Raw genomic sequence first — 17,618 nt, 5'->3', positions numbered from 1 at the left:
GACGGCGGCCTAGGAAGAGCAGCAGCCCCCGCCGCAGCAACCCCCGCCGGCGGCCCGGGGTGCAGCCGCGCCGCCCGTCATGGCCACCGTGGACAGCAACTTCACCGTGTCGTCGTGGCCTTCCGGGCAGGCCGCCGGATCGTCGGAAGCCGACATGGGACGCGACACCTCGAACGTGGAGCCGCAGGAGCGGCAGCGAAACTCGTAACGCGGCATGGCCTAAGAGTAAGTGATGTGCGCGTAGTCGGACACGGGCTCGTAGCCGATCGCCTGGTAGATGGCGTTGCTGGTGGGGTTGTCCAGGTCGGTGAAGAGCACGACCTGGTCGCAGCGCTCCGCCAGCCCGGCCCGGCTGGCGTAGGCCGTGACGGCGGCGCCGTACCCGCGCCTGCGGCACGACGGCGGCGTGTAGACCGGCCCGACGCGGCACACCCCGCCGGCCGCGGGCGAGAGCGCCGCGAACGAGACGGGCGCCCCCTCGGCCTCCCAGATGAACAGCTCGCGGGCCGCCAGGCGGCGGGCGATGCTCTCGGCGGCGTCGCCCTCGCCCAGCGCCACCTCGTCGCCGAACGCCTGATACCAGCTCACCAGCAGCGGGAAGTCGGCGGGCTCGGCCGGCCTGCCCCGGCCGGGCACGTCGGGAACGCGGAGCGTGCCGAGGCGGTAGAGGCGCTCGGAGATCTCACGCTTGGGCGGGCCCATCAGCCGCCGCACCTCGTCGGTCAGCTCCAGCCGGCCGACGAGCGTGGGAATGTCGCGCCCGAGCGCCTCAACGAGCGGCGCGATGGCGTCGACGGGCATGACGGCGAGCCCGATCGGGAACGGCGGGGTGCGGAAGGCCGCCCCGCGCACCTCACCGTCCACCGTCCACCAGCCGAAACGGGCATCCTTGGCAGGCATGCCGGCCCGGAGATTGGCCAGAACGGTCAGTGGGACGGTGTTGCCCACCGGGTCGCCGAGCAGGAACGGCTCGGCGACCGCGGCGTACTCCTCGACGTCCGAGGTGAAGGTCCACATGCTGGAATGGTGCCAGGCCGGGACCGCCTCGTTCAAAGCGGTTTCGTCAGGCCCCTTTTATGCAGCGGCCTCGAGGTAGGGCGCCCACTGGGGGTCTCCGACGAGCGACGCGCCGATCAGCCTCCAGTGGGCGCCCCGTGGCACCGCAGGGCTGACGCGTAGCGTCCACCCGAGCTCCTCCAGGTATTTGTCGGCCTTCCTGTGGTTGCACGTCGTGCAGGACGCGACGCAGTTTTCCCAGGTGTGGGCGCCACCCCGGGACCGCGGGATGACGTGGTCGATGGTCTCGGCCCGCTGGCCGCAGTAGGCGCAGCGGTAGTTGTCGCGGCGCATGAGCGCGGCCCTCGTCAGGGGGATGCGCGACCGGTAGGGGATGCGGACATATCTGCGCAGCCTGATCACCGAGGGGACGTCGAGCGTGCAGCTGGCGGAGCGCAGCACTGCGCCCCTGCCGTCGCGGTGCACGACGTCGGCCTTCTCCCGCAGCACCAGCACGATGGCGCGGTGCAGCGAGAGGGTGGTCAGCGGTTCATAGGTGGCGTTGAGCAGCAGGACCTGGCGCGTCATCGGGCCTCTCCCTGCTGCATGGGTATCAAAGGGGACATGCCGCGGCATGTCCCGGCTATTGGCCCCTCCTGGGGCACTTGTGCTTCCGTCACGTGGACCTCCGCCGGACGGCCCAGCGGATGGTCACCACGGCACCGTCCTGTCACCAAGTCTGGCGTTTGCACCATGCTTCCCGCCACCCCAAAACCGTCCGACGGGATGACTAGAGGGACGCACGGTACGTTTTATGCCCGCTTCACCAGCGCTTTACGCCCCCGCGTTCGCAGTAGGGTTCCGTGCATGACGCGAGAGCCGTACCCGATCGCACGCCGCGAAGACACCGTCGACCTCCTGCACGGCATGCCCGTTCCCGACCCGTACAGATGGCTCGAGGACCCCGACAGTCCAGAGACGAAGGAATGGCTGCTCGCGCAGGCTGAGCTGTTCGGCCGGCGGAGGGGGCCGCAGCGGTTCAAGAACCGCATCGCCGAGCTGCTCAGGTCCGGCTCGGTGGGCACGCCGTCGTGGCGCGGCGGTCGCCATTTCTTCACCCGCCGCACCCCCGACCAGGAGCACGCCGTCTACTACGTCGTCGAGCCGGACGGGACCGAGCGGGCGCTGATCGACCCGATGGCGATCGACCCGTCGGGGCTGACCACGCTCGACGCCGTGCAGCCCGACAAGGAGGGGCGCCTGCTGGCGTACCAGATCTCGGTGGGCGGCGACGAGGAGTCGGCGCTCTACGTCATGGACGTCGCGACGGGCACGCGGATCGAGGGGCCGATCGACCGCTGCCGCTACTCCCCCATCGCCTGGCTGCCCGGTGGCGAGGCGTTCTACTACGTGCGCCGGCTGCCGAGCACCGAGGTGCCGGAGAACGAGAGCCAGTTCCACCGCCGCGTCTACCTGCACCGCGTCGGCACCTCCACCGAGGACGACGTGATGATCTTCGGCGAAGGGCTGAAGATGACCAACTATTACGGCGTGTCCGTCTCGAGGGACGGCCACTGGCTGCAGGTGTCGGCGCACGAGGGCACGGCTCCGCGCAACGACCTCTGGGTGGCCGACCTGACAGCCTCCCCGATCGACCGGCCGGAACTGACGGTGGTCCAGGAGGGCGTGGACGCGCAGACGGGGCTGGTGTTCGGCCGCGACGGCAGGCTCTATGTGCACACCGACCGCGAGTCGCCCAGGGCCAGGGTGTGCGTCACCGACCCGGCCGAGCCCGGCTACGAAGCCTGGCGCGAGCTGATCCCCGAGGACTCCGAGGCGGTGCTGAGCGACTTCGCCATCCTCGACGACCTCGAGCGCCCGATCATGCTGGTGGGCTGGACCCGCCACGCACTCAGCGAGATCACGATCCACGACCTGGAGACCGGCGAGCGGCTCGGCGAGGTGCCCACGCCCGGCCTCGGCACGATCGGCGGCATCTCCGAGCGCCCCGAGGGTGGCCACGAAGCGTGGTTCGGCTACACCGACAACACCACGCCGCCCACCATCCAGCGCTACGACGCCAGGACCGGCGAGACCACGCTGTGGGCGGCGTCGCCGGGCGCGGTCGAGGTGCCGGAGGTACGCACCGAGCAGGTCGTCTACCGGTCGAAGGACGGCACGGACGTCCGCATGCTGATCATCTCCCCGGCCGGCGACACGCCCGGCCCGCGGCCGACGATCCTGTACGGCTACGGCGGCTTCGGCCTGTCGATGACCCCCGGCTACTCCGCCTCGGTCCTGGCCTGGGTGGAGGCCGGCGGCGTCTACGCCATCGCCAACCTGCGCGGCGGCGGCGAGGAGGGCGAGGACTGGCACCGGTCAGGCATGCTGGCCCACAAGCAGAACGTGTTCGACGACTTCCACGCGGCCGCCGAGCACCTCATCGCGACCGGGGTGACCACACGCGAGCAGCTCGGCATCTCCGGCGGCTCCAACGGCGGCCTGCTCGTCGGCGCCGCGCTGACCCAGCGCCCCGACCTGTACGCGGCCGTGGTGTGCTCCGCGCCGCTGCTCGACATGATCAGGTACGAGCAGTTCGGCCTCGGCGCCACCTGGAACGTCGAGTACGGCTCCGCCGAGGACCCCGAGCAGTTCGGCTGGCTGCGGAGCTACTCGCCCTACCACCACGTCAAGGACGGCGTGGCGTACCCCGCTACGCTCTTCGCCGTCTTCCAGTCGGACACCCGTGTGCACCCGCTGCACGCGTGGAAGATGTGCGCGGCGCTGCAGCACGCCTCGGCCTCGGACCGGCCCGTGCTGCTGCGTAACGAGACCGAGGTGGGCCACGGGGCGCGCTCGGTGAGCCGGTCGGTCGACCTGTCGGCCGACACGCTCACCTTCCTCGCCACGCACACCGGCCTCTAGTCTTGAACACATGAGCATGCTGGGGCCGGCCATGGTGGAGGCCGTCCCCAGCGCTGCGTTGCGGCCCTATGCGACCCGGCTGTGCGCCTACCGCGAGCACTACGACTCCCCGGTCACGCGGTCCGAGGCCGCCGTGCCGGGGGCGGTGCTCATCCTGGCGTTCGGCACGCCGATGGAGGTGGGCGGGGAGCGGTTCACGGCCTTCACGGGAGGGCTGAGCGACCGCTTCACGGTCACCCGGGTGACGGGGCCTTCCGAGGGCGTGGAGGTGGTGCTCACGCCGTTCGGGGCCAGGAGGCTGTTCGGCGTGCCGATGCGGCACCTGACGAACCTGACCATGCCGGTCGCGGACCTGCTCGGACCGTGGGCGGAGATGGCGGTGGACCGGCTGGCCGGGACGCCGTCATGGCGGGAGCGGCTGGCGCTGGCCGATCGGCTGCTGGTCGCGCGCGTTCATGAGGGGCCTTCGCTGGATCCCGCCGTGACATGGGCGTGGGGGCGGCTGCTGCGGTCCGGCGGGCAGGTGAGCCCCTCGGTGCTGGCGGAGTCGCTCGGCTGGAGCCACCGGCACCTGGTGGCCCGCTTCCAGGACCAGATCGGGCTGCCCCCGAAGACGGCCTCCCGGGTGATCAGATTCGGCCGGGCGCTGCGGATGGTGCGGTCGGGCACGGCCATCACGCGGGTGGCGGCGGAGTGCGGCTTCTACGACCAGGCGCACATGAACCGCGAGTTCCGGGGGCTCGGGGACACGACGCCCGGTCAGATTCGTCCAAGACCGGACGGCGAGCGCCGGGCATCGTGAGGGGCATGGAGCGAACCGTTTACGCACTTGCCCGCTACCAGGACTGTCAGGCCGCGATCGACTTCCTGACCGGAGCGTTCGGGTTCCGGGCGCACGAGGTGTCCAAGAACGACGAGGGCCTCGTCAACCACGCCGAGCTGATCGTCGGCGACGACCTGATCATGATCGGCGAGGGGCGGCCCGGCGGGCCCGGGATCTACGTCGCGGTCGAGGACGTCGACGCCCACCACGACCGCGCCAAGGCGGCGGGGGCCGAGACCACCATGGAGCTCGTCGACCAGCCGTACGGGTCGCGCGAGTACGGCTGCAAGGACCCGGAGGGCAATCTCTGGTGGTTCGGGACGTACCGGCCATGAGCTTGCCGACGACGGAGCCGCTCGCGGGGTAGGGGTGGCGGCATGCGTGTCGCCACCCTGAATCTCTGGGCCCGTCACGGGGACTGGCCCGCGCGCCGGGAGGTCCTCGCCGACGGGCTGCGCTCGCTCGGTCCCGACCTCGTGGCCTTCCAGGAGTCGGTGGTGGCCGGGTCGTACGACCAGGTCGCCGATCTGCTCGGACCGGCGTACCACATCGTGCACCAGGGCTCGGCGGAGCCGGATGGGACGCGCTCGTCCATCGCCTCCCGGTGGGCGTTCGGGGAGGTGCGGGCGGCGCGGATGCCGGTCACCGGGCGCGTGGACCTGTCCGAATCAGCGGCCTGGGTGGGGGTGGCGGAGGTGCGGGCGCCGTCGCCACTGCTGTTCGTCAACCACAAACCGTCGTTCCGGCTCGGGCAGGAACGGGAGCGCGAACTCCAGGCGGTGGCCTCGGCCCGGTTGATCGAGGAGGTGCTGGACGGCCGCGACCTGCCCGTCGTGGTGGCCGGGGACTTCGACGCGGCGCCGGAGTCGGCGAGCATGCGGTTCTGGCGGGGCCTGCAGTCGCTGGAGGGGATGAGCGTCTGCTACCGGGACCTGTGGGAGTGGGCGCACCCGGGGGTGGACGGGCACACGTTCACGCCGGTCAATCCCCTCGTGACCGGCGGCAACTGGCCGCTGGAGACAGGGCGCCGCATCGACTACCTGCTCGTCCGCTGCGCCGGGAACGGGCCGTCGCTGCCGCTGCGGGACTGCCGGCGCGTCTTCGACCGGCCGGTGGGCGGTGTGTGGGCGAGCGACCACTTCGGGGTGGTGGCCGATCTGAGCTGACGAAGGTTCTGGAGTGCGGCCGGATGCCGGTGACGGCGCGGACGTTCGCCGGGCCTAACGCGGGAAGACGACGGTCTTGTGCCCGTCCAGCAGCACCCGCTGCTCGGCGTGCCACTTGACCGCCCTGGCCAGGGTCACGCACTCCACGTCCCGGCCGATGGCCGCCAGGTCCTCGGGCGAGTGGCTGTGGTTGACCCTGGCCACCTCCTGCTCGATGATCGGCCCCTCGTCCAGGTCGGAGGTCACGTAGTGGGCGGTGGCGCCGATCAGCTTGACGCCCCGGTCGTACGCCTGGTGGTAGGGCTTGGCGCCCTTGAACGACGGCAGGAACGAGTGGTGGATGTTGATCGCCCGCCCGGCCAGCTTCTCGCACAGGTCCTGTGAGAGCACCTGCATGTAGCGGGCCAGCACCACCAGGTCGACCTGGTAGTGCTGGACCAGCGCCAGCACCTCGGCCTCCTGCCTGGGCTTGGTCTCCGGGGTGACCGGCAGGTGGTGGTAGTCGATGCCGTACGACTGCGTGAGCGGCCGCAGGTCGGGGTGGTTGGACGCGACGGCCACGATCTCGATGTCCAGCGTCTTGGCCTTGACCCGATAGAGCAGGTCGTTGAGGCAGTGATCGAACTTACTGACCATGATCAGCACCCGCGGCTTCCTGGCCACGCCGCGCACCGTGAACTCCATGGCGAAGTCCGGCGCGAGCGCCGCGAAGTCCGCGTTGAGCTCGTCCTCGCCCAGCGGTCCCGCGAACTGCACGCGCATGAAGAAGCGCTGCGCGCCCCCGTCGCCGAACTGCTGGCTCTCGATGATGTTGCAGCCGTTCCGCGCCAGCAGGCCGGAGACGGCGGCCACCACGCCGGGCCGGTCGGGGCAGGACAGCGTCAGGATGTATTCGGCTGGGCTGGTCATGGGGTTCACTCTCGCGGACATGGGGTCGTCGGGCGCTTTCAGGTCGATCCCGGCAGAGTACAGGCCGCCGGGCCCGCCCGCTTCTACCTCCCCGGGTGAGGCGTCGGTTGCGGCCGGCACGGTCGAGCGTACCTGGCATGATGCGGTGTCCCCAGCGGGCGCTGACCGCCCGGGTCTTGGGTAGTTGTCCGGGACATTACGGACGAACTTCGAGACTCGGGACCGTCCTGCCCCGGCCGCGGGGCGGGCGGGGATGGAGCGCGTGCCCTTGGACGTCGTCGTACTGATCGTGGTCGCGGGCCTGTTCGCGATCGTGTCCGGGGTCAACGACGGGGGCGCCCTCCTCGCCACCGGGCTCAAGCTGCCCGTGGTGCGCCCGGCCACCGGCATCCTCGCCCTGGTGGTGATGGTGGCGGTCGTGCCGCTGGTCACGCACCAGGTGGCGGTGACGTTCGTGACCAGGCTGGCGACCTTCGACCGGCCCGGCGGCAAGATCGCGACGACGATCGCGGTGCTCTCGGCGTTGGCCGTGGTGGCCGTCCTCAGCGCGAAGGGCCGCCCGACCAGCCTCACCCTCGCCATCGTGGGCGGCCTCACCGGGGCCGGGCTCGGCTGGGGGCTGCCGGTGTCGCCGGGGTCGGTGGCGCAGGTGCTGGCGTTCGGCGTGGCGGCGCCCATCGTCGGCGGGCTGCTGGCCTGGGTGCTCGTCCGGGTGCCGGTGGCGGTGACCACGGCCCGGGGGCTGGCGCGCTGGCACCGGGCGGGGTTCCTGCTGCAGACAGTGGCGTACGCGGCCAACGACGGCCAGAAGATGCTGGCCGTCTTCATGATCGCGCTCGGCTTCGGGGGCGCGCCACCCGCGTACACGTCGCTGGTGGCCGCCCTGTTCGCCCTCGGCACCCTGTACGGGCTGCCCAAGGCCGGCCGCACGCTCGGCCGGGAGCTCATCGCCTCGCGGCCCGCGCACGGGGTCGCGGCGGAGCTCGCGGCGGGCCTGGCGGTGATCGGCTGCGCGGCCGCCGGCATGCCGGTGAGCATGACCCAGTCCGTCGCCGGGGGCCTCATCGGCGCGGGCATGGCGCAGGGCGGCGGCCGGGTCCGCTGGTACGCCACGCTCAAGATCGGCGCGGCCTGGGCGCTCACCCTGCCGGCGAGCGGGCTGCTGGGCTGGGCCCTGGCCTTTCTCGTGAGGGGGTTGACGTTGTGGTGAACGGATGCTCGAAGAGGAGCGCGCGATGAAGCGGCTGCGGCGGATCAGGGACCTCCTGACCGGCCGCATGGACAGCGCCGTCTCCGAGGCCCTGCTCGGGCAGCTCAAGGCCACCAAGGAAGGGGCGTGGCTGGCGATGGCAATGATCGGGGGCGAGGTGGGCCGTACGGGGGCGCACGAGCAGATGCGCTCGATCGAGCACCTCGGCGACGAGGAGCGCGCCCGCCTCGTCGACGAGCTCAAGACCGCTGTCGTCACGCCCATCGACCGCGAGGACCTGTTCCGGCTGTCGCGCTCGATCGACGACGTGCTCGACTCGCTGCGGGACTTCGTCCGCGAGTCCCACCTCTACCGGGTGCCCGACCAGATCCGCTTCACGCCCCTGCTCGACCAGGTCATCGCCGGCATCGACGCACTCGAGAACGCCGTGCGCGACCTCGCCTCCCGCCCTTCGGTGGTGGCCGCCGACGCGCTGGAGGCCAAGAAGGCGGGCGGGGCCATCCGGCGGATGTACCAGTACGAGATCTCGCGCATCTTCTCGGGGGAGCTGACGGCGAACGTCATGAAGGAGCGGGAGCTGGTACGCCGGCTGGAGATCGTCGGCGTGGCCATCGGCGACGCGGCGGACGCGATCGCCGACGGCGCGATGAAACGGTGAAGCGACCACGACCACGACCACGACGGCCGGACGGTCACGATTCGCTTGCGACGGGCTGCCTGACGGCGTCCCGGCGGTGACGATGGCGGCGTGACCAAACTCAGCCCTCGCCGGCGGATCCCGCTCGCCTCGCTGGCCGTCATCGCCGTGAGCATGCTGGTGGTCGCGGTGTGGCGGGTGTGGACCCCGGGCGCCGAGGTCAACCTCGCCGACGTCGCCGCCGTGACACTGGCCGCGGCCACCGCCGTGGGGACCGTGGTGGCCTGGGCCCGGCGTTCCACGGACTCCACCGCGCCGGCCGGCGCCGACGCGGCCGTCGCCGCCCAAGTGCTGGCCGGCCTGGTTGAGCGGCAGTGGCGGGCCGAAGCCCGGCACCGCCTGCTGGATGACCCCGAACCGATCCCGGTGCAGTGGCAACTGACCGCCGACCGCACGGTCATGAGCCGGCCGCACCTGGTCATTCCCGGGGAGACCCCGGCCTTCGCAGGCCGCAGCGACGACATCGCCCGCCTGGCCGCCGCCTTCCTCGCTCTGTCCCGGCGACGGCTGGTCATCACGGGCGGGCCGGGCATGGGCAAGACCACGTTGGCGATGCAACTGCTGCTGCACCTGGTGTCCACCCGAGACGCCGGCCAGGGCGACGGGGAGGGGGAGATCGTGCCGGTGCCGGTGCTGCTGCCGATCTCCGGCTGGGACCTCGACGCCCACCCCCGGCTGCAGGACTGGCTCGCCGCCCGCCTGGCCAGGGACTACCCGGCGCTGTCCGCCCCCGAGCTCGGCGCGGACTCCGCCGCGACGCTGGCCCACGGCGGCCACATCCTGCCCGTCCTGGACGGCCTGGACGAGATCCCCGAGCACACCCGCGCCCAGGTGATCAACGCGCTCAACGCCTCCCTGACCGCCCGCGACCAGCTCATCCTCACCAGCCGGACCGCCGAGTTCGGCACCGCCGTCGCCCATTCCCACCGGCCGCTGAACGCCGCCGCCGTCATCACCCCCAAACTCCTGTCTCCCGACGCCGCCGCGGACTACCTGACCGCCTGCCTGCCCGCCGACCCGCCCCCCAGCTGGCAGAACGTCCTGACCTCTGTACGCGCCCGCGCCGCCCCCGGCCTGGCCCAGCTCGCCGCCACCCCGCTGGGCCTGTGGTTGATCCGCAGCATCTACCTCGTCCCCGGCGCCGACCCCGCCCCGCTGACCGGGCCTCTCGGGTGCGACGCCGCCGCGCTCCGTGCCCATCTGCTCGACCAGCTCATCCCCGCTCTCATCCAGGCTCGCCCGCCCAGCGCCGACCCGGCCGATCACTTCCGGCCCCGCCATCGCCTGGATCCCCTTCGTACGCACCGATACCTGAGCTACCTGGCCGGCCACTTCCGCGCCACGCGGGACATCGGATGGTGGGAGATCGCCCGCACTGCTCCGCCACGTGTCAGGCTGCCGGCCAAGCTGGTGATCGGCCTGGCGGCGGGGGCGGTGGCCGGGCTGGTGATCGGATTCGTGGCCGGGCTTTCGGGAGAACCCGGCCTCGGCCGCCAGCTGGGGCTCCCCACCGGGCTCGCGGTGCTCCTGCTGCTCGCTCTCGCGGCCGATCACTGGGTGGACGACCCTCCCGGCTACGCCGACCTCCGCGTCCGCGGCCGGACGGCCGGCCTCATTCGCGTGGCCGGGACCCGGGAGGTGGCCGTGTCGTCGGCGGGCGGGTTCGCGTGCGCGTTCGTCATCGGCCTCGCGGGCGGGCCGCTGACCGCTCTCGCACTCGGCTCGGCGGCCGCTCTGGTGGCCTGTCTCACGTTCGGCCTGGTCACGTGGTCGTCCCAGCCCACCCTCATGTCGGTGGGCACCCCTCGCTCCAGTTGGCGAGCCGACAGAACACTCAGTCTCGTACGGATGGTCATCGGATTCGCGAGCGGGTTGACGTTCGGGCTCGCGTTCGCGATGGCGTTACTGCCCGGCGATCCGGCGCGCCGGCTGGCCGGTGGCCTCGTGCTCGGACTCATCCTCGGATCTCTGGGGGCGTTCTTGTTCGGGCTGATGAGTCACCGGGCGTGGCTCGCCTTCGTCGTCTTCGGCACCGGGCTGGCGCTCGCACGACGGCTGCCCTGGCGGATCATGGGCTTTCTCGACGACGCCCACCGGCTGGGACTGCTGCGCGCCGTCGGGCCGATCTACCAGTTCCGCCATGCCGCCCTCCATGACCATCTCGCCGGCCACGCCCCCGCCGAAGGGCCGATCAGCGGGTCGCGGCGAAGGCGTCGACTCCGGTGAGTTCCGCGGACAGCCGCCACAAACGTGCCGCCTGGTCCGGGTCGATCGCGTACGGGCTCACCCCACCCCGCGCGTTCTCGTCCGCGGCGACCTCCGCGATCTCGCAGTCCTCGCAGTAGACGCCGCCCATGCCCGCCAGCTGCGGTGAGGTGGCCGCCCATACCTGGGTCGCCGCGCCCTGCTCGGGCGTCTTGAAGCTGGGGTCCAGCGCGTTGCCCGCCTCATCGATCCACCCGGCCGCCACCATCTCCTCCTTGGGCAGGTGCCGCTGCAGCGGCGTGAGGATGGCCCCAGGATGCAGCGAGAACGCCCGCACTCCCGCGTCGCGGCCGAGCGCGTCGAGGTGCACGGCGAACAGGATGTTGGCGGTCTTCGCCTGTCCGTACGCCTGCCACTTGTCGTAGCCGCGCTCGAACCGCACGTCGTCCCAGCGAATGCCGGTGATCCGGTGACCGCCGGACGAGACGGACACCACCCGGCCCCGACCACGGGCGATGGCGGGCCACAGACGGTTGACTAGCGCGTGGTGACCGAGATGGTTGGTCGCGAACTGCGCCTCCCAGCCGGGGCCGACCCTCGTCTCCGGGCAGGCCATGATCCCCGCGTTGGTGATGACGATCTCGGCGCTGCGGCCGGTGGCGAGGAAGCGCTCGGCGAACCCGCGTACGCTCTCGAGATCGGCGAGGTCGAGCTCGTCGACCTCCACGCCCTCGAGGTCCCCGACCGCCTCCCGGGCGACGCCTGGACGGCGGGCCGGAACGACGACGCGGGCGCCGGCCCGGGCGAGCGCACGCGTGGTCTCCAGCCCGAGACCTGAGTAGCCGCCGGTGACGATCGCCAGCTTCCCGGACAGATCGATCCCGTGGAGCACGTCGTCCGCGGTGCTCCTCGCGCCGAACCCGGACCCGATTTTATGTTGTGGTGTTGTCATGCGGCCCACGCTACGAATTGGAGCGCACTCCAGGTCAAGCGCCGCACCCCGCCCGCAGGGTGCGGCGAACCGGACGCGCGACGACTGACAGGGTCGGTAATGTCGTCCCGGTGAGTGCCACGAGCGACCGCCCTGCCGCCCGCGTCGTCTGCCTGGACCGCGATGGCAGAGTGCTCCTGATGCACTGGTACGACCACATCAGCCGCCTGGACGTCTGGGAGCCCCCGGGCGGCGGCATCGACCCGGGCGAGACCCCGCTGGAGGCGGCCAGGCGGGAGCTGGCCGAGGAGACCGGGCTGCCCGCCTCGGCCGTGCTGGACCGGTACGTCGAGGTCGACCGCGACTTCACCTGGCTCGGCGTGCACTACGTCAAGACCGAGTCCTTCTTCCTCGCCAGATTCGACACGGCCCGCCCGGACGTCGGCCCGGGAGAGCTCACGGACGAGGAACAGCAGGCATACCTGGGCCACGTGTGGGCCGAGGCGCTACCGGACGCGGTCGAGCCGCCGGACCTGGCCAAGGTCGTCGAGAGGCTCGTCACAGATCGACGGTGAGCCCCGCCTGCCCGGCCGCGGGCCAGGCCCCGCACCCGCCCGCCGCGGTGAGTCTCATCGTCCCCCCAGCTCGGCCAGCGTCGTCGCCATCAGGTCCCGCAGCAGCCCGCCCGCCAGCTTCTCGTGTTCCTGCTCCACGGACAGCCCCTTGGCCACCCGCTCCCGGTAGACCTCGCGCTCGCGGCCGCCTGTGTAGGGCAGCGCGGTCATGCCCACGACCACGGCGACCCGGGTGCCGCCCCTCGGCAGGACGGCCACGGCGTGCGTACGCAGGCAGGTCTCGTCCGGGGCGCCGTACCAGCCGCACTTGATCCCCGCATCGGGCGAGCCGAGCACATCCCGGGCGCCGAACGCCTGCTCCGCGCCCACCTGCCGCATCCACTCCAGAATGGTCGCCGCCGCCGGATCGCCCGCGGCGGCGGACTGCGCGAGCGCCGCGTACGCGGTCGCGACCTCCTCGGCGGCGACCTCGACCGAGCCGAAGCGCGACGGGTCGCCGTTCGGCGGCGACCAGGCCACGCCGGTGCGCTGCCGGATGTCGTCGAGGATGACGCCCGGCCCGACGGCGAGCCAGAGGTTGAGCGTGTCGGCGTTGGAGGAGATGACGACGGCGGGCTCGGCGTGGCGGCGCCACCGGTCGGCGTCGGGGATGCGGTCTGCGGTCACCCACGCGTACAGGGGCTTGAGCAACGAGGCGCAGCGCAGCCGGGCCAGGCCGTACCTGACGCCGACCGTGCGGGCGGGCGGCCCGCCGTAGCCGCGCCTGATGCCGGCGGCCTGGGCACTGGCACTGTGATCAAGATCGTCGAGCAGGTCGTTGAACGCCACGCACCCCACCGTAGACCTATGGGCGCTCTCCCCAGCGGCCTTCGTACCAGTCCAGGCCGGGTGCGTCGCCAGGTAGCTCCGTGGTGCCGGGGGCACGCAGGCCGTCGAGCACGATCGTCAGCAGGCGCCCCTTGACGTTCGGGTGCTCGGGACCCGGGGCCGGGCGGCTGAACTGCTCCATGAGCAGCGAGACGTCCAGCGTGGTCACGTCGCCCCTGAGCACGCCGGCCTCGCGGGCCCGGGAGATCAGCCGGTCGGCCAGCTCCGTGGCCCGGCGCGAGGCGCGCCACATCTCGTCGGTGACCTCGATGGTGCCCGCGACGGGCGCGAGCGCGCCGGATCTGAGGCCGACGCAGGTGCGTACGTACAGCTCCAGGCCGGCCCATGGATCCTCCTCCGCCAGCCCGGCCTCGGCGGCCTCGACGACGCGCTCCATGGCGATGAGGCACAGGCGCTGGAGCAGCTCCTCCTTGGTGCGGTAGCGGCGGTAGAGGCTGCCCATGCCCACGCCGGCCTGCTTGGCGATGGCCGACACCGGCGCGTCGAACCCCTGCGTGGTGAACACCTCGTGCGCCGCCTGCAGCAGCCGCAGATCATTGCGGGCCGCCTCGGCCTGCCTGCCCCGTGTAGCCATGCCGTACACGATAGTCCTGTTGCGGAGTGCTCCGCTCCGATATAGATTACCGGAGCGAATCGCTCCGAAATAACGTGGAGGTGTGTCATGCGTGCGGTGGTCTTGAAGCGGTACGGCGGACCGGAATCTCTGATGGTCGACGAGGTGCCCGATCCCGTGGCCGGCCCCGGACAGGTGCTGGTCGAGGTGTCCGTGGCGGGCGTGACGTTCGTGGAGACACAGGTACGCGCCGACCGGGGACCGCGGCGGGCCGAGCTGCCGGCGATCCTGGGCAACGGGGTCGCGGGAACGGTGCTGGCCGTGGGCGAGGGCGTGGACGATTCCCTGGTGGGCACGCGGGTGGTCAGCACGCTGGGCGGCCACGGCGGCTACGCGGAGCTGGCGGTGGCGAGCGCGGACGACGTGATCCCGGTGCCCGAGGGCCTGTCACTGGAGATCGCGGTGGCGCTGCTGGCCGACGGGCGTACCGCCGTGGGCCTGACGCGGGCGGCCACGCCGCGACCCGGCGAATGGGTGCTGGTCGAGGCCGCGGGCGGCGGCGTGGGCAGCCTGCTGGTGCAGCTCGCGCACGCCGCCGGGGCCCGCGTGATCGGCGCCGCGAGCAGCGCCGCCAAGCGTGAGCTGGCCGCGAGCCTGGGCGCGGAACTGACCGTCGACTACACGGATCCGGGCTGGACCGGCCTGGTACGCGCCGCGACCGGCGGCGGCCTGGACGTCGTCTTCGACGGGGTGGGCGGCGAGATCGGCGCGGCGGCCCAAGGGCTGCTGAAGGACGGGGGCAGGATCAGCGTGTACGGCATGGCGGGCGGCCCCATGACCACCCCCGGCCCGCGTGTGACGGCCGTCGCCTGGCCCCAGACCGACATGCGCGAGCTGTCCAGGGCGGCGCTGGCCGAGGCCGCGGCCGGACGCCTGCGCCCCACGATCGGCGCCGTGCTCCCCCTGGAGTCCGCCGCCGAGGCGCACGCGGCCATCGAGGCGCGCACGGTCACGGGCAAGACCCTGCTGCTGCCGGCACGGGCGCGGACGATCCTGGTCACCGGGGCCACAGGCAACCAGGGCGGCGCGGTGGCCCGTGCGCTCCTCGCCCGCGGCTGGTCCGTACGCGCCCTGGTCCGGGATCCGGACTCCGCCCGCGTCCCTGCCGGGGTGTCGCCGGTGAAGGGAGACCTGAACGACCCGGACTCCGTACGCGCGGCCATGGCCGGAGTGCACGGCGTCTTCAGCGTGCAGGCGTTCGCGTGGACGGAGGAGGAGCTGGCCCAGGAGGTGCGGCAGGGGACGACCGTCGCCGACGCGGCCAGGGAGCTGCACGTGGCGCACCTGGTCTACAGCTCGGTCGGCGGTGCGGAGCGCGACACCGGGATCGGCCACTTCACCAGCAAGTACGCCGTCGAGCAGCACATCGCGGCGACCGGCGTGCCCGCCACGATCCTGCGCCCGACCTTCTTCATGACGAACCTGCTCTACTACGCCGACGCCCCGGACGGCGATCGAGTGATCAAGCTGCCGTTCCTCACCGGGCAACGCATGCAGATGATCGCCCCCGAGGACATCGCGTACTTCGCCGCCGAGGCCTTCGACCATCCCCAGGACTACGTGGGCAGGCAGCTCGAGATCGCGGGCGACGCCCCCACCGGGCCCGAGATCGCCGAGGTCTACGAGCGCGTCACCGGCGTGCCCACCCGCTTCGAGCCGCAGCCGGCGGGCGGGGAGCGGATGTACGAGTGGTTCAGGGAGAGCGGCTACCAGGCCGGCCTGGAGGCCCTCCGCAAGGAGCATCCGGGGCTCACGACGCTGGAGTCATTCCTGCGGAGCCGCCTCGAAGCGGGCCCGCAGGGCTGACAGGATCCGGCGAGGAGGGGGTACGAATGGCGTCCGGTCGTCGGCGCCAGGAGAACAGGCTCGCGCCGCGGTCGTCGGCGTCAGGAGAACAGGCTCGCGCGGCGGTCGTCGGCGTCGGCGTCGGCGTCGCGGCCCAGGGTGCGGAGGGCGATGGCGCGGTTGACGTAGAGGTCGGGCTGGGGCTGGAGCTCGATGGCCCGCGTCAGGTCCGCGACCGCCCCCTCCACGTCCCCGGCCGCATACCGCAGCACCCCCCGGTTCCCCCACGCCGCCGCCAGCCCAGGCCCCGCCTCCACAGCCGCGTCCAGTGCCGTCCTGGCCGCCGCCAGCCGCCCGGCCGCCGTCTCCAGCTGGCCCAGCACCGTGAGCAGGTGCGGGTTGCCGGGCGCCAGGGCCAGCCCGGCCGTGACGTCGAGCCTGGCCTCCTCGTCCCGTCCGCCGGCGGCCAGCAGCCCGGCCCGGTTGATGTAGGCGTCCAGGTAGCCGGGGTCCAGTTCGACCACCCGGCCCAGGTCGGCGAGGGCGCCCGAGGTGTCGCCGCGCATGGTGCGCAGCTCGGCCCGGTTGTAGTGGGCCTCCGGCAGCGGCGGTCCGGCCCGCATGGCGCGCTCGTAGTCGGCCAGCGCCTCCTCGTACTGCCCCAGCTTGAACAGCAGGTTCCCGCGTTCCAAGTAGTGGTCGGGGAAGCCGGGGTCGATGGCGATCGCGGCCGCGTAGTCCTCCAGCGCCTCCTTGGTGTTCCCCAGCGTGGCCAGCAGCTGGGCCCGGTTGGCCAGCAGCACCATCCGGTGCTGCGGATGCCGCTCCCCCAGCTCGCGGGCCAGCTCGAGGGCCGACTCGACCAGCGACAGCGCCGCGTCGAGCCGCCCGTGGCGTAACTCGATCAGGGCCAGCCCGTTGCGGTCGAAGCCGAGCTTGAAGGCCCGTTCGAGGGGGTCGGGCAGGAGACTGGAGATGGCGATGGCCTCGTTGATCCAACGCCTGGCCCGGCCCAGGTCGCGCCGGGCGGGGTCGGGGTGGCGGGCGTCGAGCATGGCGGTGCCGTAGGCGCTGGCGGCATGCATCTTCGGATCCTGGCTGGCCGCCCGCACCCGGTCCCAGAGAGAGCGGGCCGCGCTGGTGCGGCCGAGCCCGCCGAGCGCGGTCCCGGTGCGCTGGGCGAAGCGCCACCACCACGCGCCGCCCGGCTCGGTCCTGGCCATGCCGCGCTCCCCCAGCTCGACGACGGCATGCAGGAAGCCCTCCCGCATGGAGCGGTCCACCATGACCCAGAGCTCGTCGGTGTCACGGGTGTCAGGGGCGGGCTCGGGGCCGTCCGAGTACAGAGTGATCGCGAGCGTGGCGGGCGGGATCCGCCGCGTCATGACGTCGAGCAGCTCCAGGTCCGTCGGGTCGGCCTCGGCGACGTTGCACACGGCCAGCGTCCGCCCTGGGCGCACGGCATCGCGGACCAACTCCGCGAGCCCGTTCGCCAGCCGCAGCGTACGGCGGGGCGCCGGCACGAGGATGCGCTCCTCGTCGGACAGCCCGCACTCGATCGTGACCCGCCTGGCCGGGACCAGCTCGGCCAGCTCTGGCGCCGCCGCGAGAATCTCGATGTCGTGAGCCTCCACCAGGGCGGCGGACCGTTCCAGAGCCTGCGGCACCAGATGGCACAGCAGCGCGGCGGCGACAGTGTAGGGGCCGCGTGGCCGGCGATGCGCGTCGATCATCGGCGTCAGCAGCCGCGCGGCCCCCCATCGGACGGGTGGTTCGCCCTGGACTCTGAGGTGGGACCTCGCCTCAGTCACCCCTTGTGAATGACGCTGGAGGTCCCTGCGAGCCTTGCGGTTCCAGGCTTGCGGACAACGATGCGTTTCATGACGCGTACCTCT

17 protein-coding genes are annotated in these 17,618 nt (G+C 72.3%); 9 read left to right on the top strand and 8 right to left on the bottom strand.

The window, feature by feature from the left end; genetic code table 11:
* Positions 1 to 9: 9 nt before the first annotated feature.
* Genes ACIBX3_RS25225 through ACIBX3_RS25215 form a run of 3 tightly spaced genes read right to left on the bottom strand, consistent with a single transcriptional unit; the run spans position 10 to position 1,584 of the window.
* Positions 10 to 216, bottom strand: a complete 207-nt coding sequence (locus ACIBX3_RS25225; RefSeq protein ID WP_397120922.1) for a zinc ribbon domain-containing protein — start codon at positions 214 to 216, stop codon at positions 10 to 12.
* A 3-nt stretch (positions 217 to 219) separates the two neighbouring features.
* Complete coding sequence (locus ACIBX3_RS25220; RefSeq protein WP_397120920.1) at positions 220 to 1,017, bottom strand: GNAT family N-acetyltransferase; 798 nt, start codon at positions 1,015 to 1,017, stop codon at positions 220 to 222.
* 57 nt (positions 1,018 to 1,074) lie between these two features.
* Positions 1,075 to 1,584: an HNH endonuclease gene (locus ACIBX3_RS25215; protein WP_127935522.1), complete on the bottom strand. Its 510-nt coding sequence runs from the start codon at positions 1,582 to 1,584 to the stop codon at positions 1,075 to 1,077.
* A 279-nt stretch (positions 1,585 to 1,863) separates the two neighbouring features.
* Between ACIBX3_RS25215 and ACIBX3_RS25210 the strand changes: the two genes are divergently transcribed.
* From ACIBX3_RS25210 to ACIBX3_RS25195, 4 genes are read left to right on the top strand one after another with little or no spacing between them, the layout of a single operon-like run.
* Positions 1,864 to 3,921 (top strand): prolyl oligopeptidase family protein, encoded by a 2,058-nt coding sequence (locus tag ACIBX3_RS25210; RefSeq protein WP_397120918.1) that lies wholly within the window; start codon positions 1,864 to 1,866, stop codon positions 3,919 to 3,921.
* A gap of 10 nt (positions 3,922 to 3,931) precedes the next feature.
* Positions 3,932 to 4,723: a helix-turn-helix domain-containing protein gene (locus tag ACIBX3_RS25205; protein WP_397120916.1), complete on the top strand. Its 792-nt coding sequence runs from the start codon at positions 3,932 to 3,934 to the stop codon at positions 4,721 to 4,723.
* A 5-nt stretch (positions 4,724 to 4,728) separates the two neighbouring features.
* Complete coding sequence (locus ACIBX3_RS25200) at positions 4,729 to 5,079, top strand: VOC family protein (protein WP_397120914.1); 351 nt, start codon at positions 4,729 to 4,731, stop codon at positions 5,077 to 5,079.
* A 42-nt stretch (positions 5,080 to 5,121) separates the two neighbouring features.
* Entirely contained in the window at positions 5,122 to 5,910 is a 789-nt protein-coding gene (locus tag ACIBX3_RS25195) for an endonuclease/exonuclease/phosphatase family protein (protein WP_397120912.1), read from the top strand.
* A gap of 54 nt (positions 5,911 to 5,964) precedes the next feature.
* Here ACIBX3_RS25195 and purU read toward each other — a convergent pair whose 3' ends face one another.
* Positions 5,965 to 6,819 (bottom strand): formyltetrahydrofolate deformylase, encoded by an 855-nt coding sequence (gene purU / locus ACIBX3_RS25190; protein WP_397120910.1) that lies wholly within the window; start codon positions 6,817 to 6,819, stop codon positions 5,965 to 5,967.
* Between the two features lie 268 nt (positions 6,820 to 7,087).
* Here purU and ACIBX3_RS25185 point away from each other — a divergent pair, with 268 nt between their 5' ends.
* The 3 genes from ACIBX3_RS25185 (at position 7,088) to ACIBX3_RS25175 (ending at position 10,952) form a co-directional block, all read left to right on the top strand.
* Positions 7,088 to 8,029 carry an anion permease gene (locus tag ACIBX3_RS25185; RefSeq protein WP_397120908.1) on the top strand — a complete coding sequence of 314 codons (942 nt, stop codon included), beginning with the start codon at positions 7,088 to 7,090 and terminating at the stop codon, positions 8,027 to 8,029.
* Positions 8,030 to 8,033: 4 nt separating this feature from the next.
* Positions 8,034 to 8,687: a DUF47 domain-containing protein gene (locus tag ACIBX3_RS25180; RefSeq protein WP_397120906.1), complete on the top strand. Its 654-nt coding sequence runs from the start codon at positions 8,034 to 8,036 to the stop codon at positions 8,685 to 8,687.
* Between the two features lie 90 nt (positions 8,688 to 8,777).
* The gene (locus ACIBX3_RS25175) at positions 8,778 to 10,952 is read left to right on the top strand and encodes an NACHT domain-containing protein (RefSeq protein WP_397120904.1); all 2,175 of its coding nucleotides are present in this window, start codon (positions 8,778 to 8,780) and stop codon (positions 10,950 to 10,952) included.
* Here the strand turns inward: ACIBX3_RS25175 and ACIBX3_RS25170 are convergent.
* Positions 10,918 to 11,883, bottom strand: a complete 966-nt coding sequence (locus tag ACIBX3_RS25170) for an SDR family NAD(P)-dependent oxidoreductase (RefSeq protein ID WP_397120902.1) — start codon at positions 11,881 to 11,883, stop codon at positions 10,918 to 10,920. The genes ACIBX3_RS25175 and ACIBX3_RS25170 overlap by 35 nt on opposite strands.
* Before the next feature lie 110 nt (positions 11,884 to 11,993).
* On the opposite strand from ACIBX3_RS25170, the gene ACIBX3_RS25165 reads away from it, so the two are divergent.
* Entirely contained in the window at positions 11,994 to 12,437 is a 444-nt protein-coding gene (locus ACIBX3_RS25165) for an NUDIX hydrolase (RefSeq protein WP_397120900.1), read from the top strand.
* A gap of 54 nt (positions 12,438 to 12,491) precedes the next feature.
* On the opposite strand, the gene ACIBX3_RS25160 is transcribed toward ACIBX3_RS25165, so the two are convergent.
* Positions 12,492 to 13,265: a hypothetical protein gene (locus ACIBX3_RS25160; protein WP_397120898.1), complete on the bottom strand. Its 774-nt coding sequence runs from the start codon at positions 13,263 to 13,265 to the stop codon at positions 12,492 to 12,494.
* A gap of 16 nt (positions 13,266 to 13,281) precedes the next feature.
* On the bottom strand, positions 13,282 to 13,899 hold the full coding sequence (locus tag ACIBX3_RS25155) for a TetR/AcrR family transcriptional regulator (protein WP_397120896.1): 618 nt from the start codon (positions 13,897 to 13,899) through the stop codon (positions 13,282 to 13,284).
* Positions 13,900 to 13,986: 87 nt separating this feature from the next.
* On the opposite strand from ACIBX3_RS25155, the gene ACIBX3_RS25150 reads away from it, so the two are divergent.
* A complete protein-coding gene (locus ACIBX3_RS25150; protein ID WP_397120894.1) occupies positions 13,987 to 15,744 on the top strand; it encodes an NmrA family NAD(P)-binding protein in 1,758 nt (585 codons plus the stop codon).
* Positions 15,745 to 15,824: 80 nt separating this feature from the next.
* On the opposite strand, the gene ACIBX3_RS25145 is transcribed toward ACIBX3_RS25150, so the two are convergent.
* On the bottom strand, positions 15,825 to 17,456 hold the full coding sequence (locus ACIBX3_RS25145) for a tetratricopeptide repeat protein (protein ID WP_397120892.1): 1,632 nt from the start codon (positions 17,454 to 17,456) through the stop codon (positions 15,825 to 15,827).
* Positions 17,457 to 17,618 lie beyond the last annotated feature (162 nt).

This window comes from Nonomuraea sp. NPDC049480, from assembly GCF_044465905.1.
Classification (GTDB): domain Bacteria; phylum Actinomycetota; class Actinomycetes; order Streptosporangiales; family Streptosporangiaceae; genus Nonomuraea.
This window is presented reverse-complemented; position numbering and strand designations above follow the sequence as displayed.

Excerpts from the sequence above, each read along its gene's own strand:
- purU (WP_397120910.1), bottom strand. The coding sequence starts at position 6,819 with ATGACCAGCCCAGCCGAATACATCCTGACGCTGTCCTGCCCCGACCGG.
- ACIBX3_RS25170 (WP_397120902.1), bottom strand. The coding sequence starts at position 11,883 with ATGACAACACCACAACATAAAATCGGGTCCGGGTTCGGCGCGAGGAGC.
- ACIBX3_RS25205 (WP_397120916.1), top strand. The coding sequence starts at position 3,932 with ATGAGCATGCTGGGGCCGGCCATGGTGGAGGCCGTCCCCAGCGCTGCG.
- ACIBX3_RS25200 (WP_397120914.1), top strand. The coding sequence starts at position 4,729 with ATGGAGCGAACCGTTTACGCACTTGCCCGCTACCAGGACTGTCAGGCC.
- ACIBX3_RS25180 (WP_397120906.1), top strand. The coding sequence starts at position 8,034 with ATGCTCGAAGAGGAGCGCGCGATGAAGCGGCTGCGGCGGATCAGGGAC.
- ACIBX3_RS25215 (WP_127935522.1), bottom strand. The coding sequence starts at position 1,584 with ATGACGCGCCAGGTCCTGCTGCTCAACGCCACCTATGAACCGCTGACC.
- ACIBX3_RS25150 (WP_397120894.1), top strand. The coding sequence starts at position 13,987 with ATGCGTGCGGTGGTCTTGAAGCGGTACGGCGGACCGGAATCTCTGATG.
- ACIBX3_RS25220 (WP_397120920.1), bottom strand. The coding sequence starts at position 1,017 with ATGTGGACCTTCACCTCGGACGTCGAGGAGTACGCCGCGGTCGCCGAG.
- ACIBX3_RS25155 (WP_397120896.1), bottom strand. The coding sequence starts at position 13,899 with ATGGCTACACGGGGCAGGCAGGCCGAGGCGGCCCGCAATGATCTGCGG.
- ACIBX3_RS25195 (WP_397120912.1), top strand. The coding sequence starts at position 5,122 with ATGCGTGTCGCCACCCTGAATCTCTGGGCCCGTCACGGGGACTGGCCC.
- ACIBX3_RS25210 (WP_397120918.1), top strand. The coding sequence starts at position 1,864 with ATGACGCGAGAGCCGTACCCGATCGCACGCCGCGAAGACACCGTCGAC.
- ACIBX3_RS25225 (WP_397120922.1), bottom strand. The coding sequence starts at position 216 with ATGCCGCGTTACGAGTTTCGCTGCCGCTCCTGCGGCTCCACGTTCGAG.
- ACIBX3_RS25145 (WP_397120892.1), bottom strand. The coding sequence starts at position 17,456 with ATGATCGACGCGCATCGCCGGCCACGCGGCCCCTACACTGTCGCCGCC.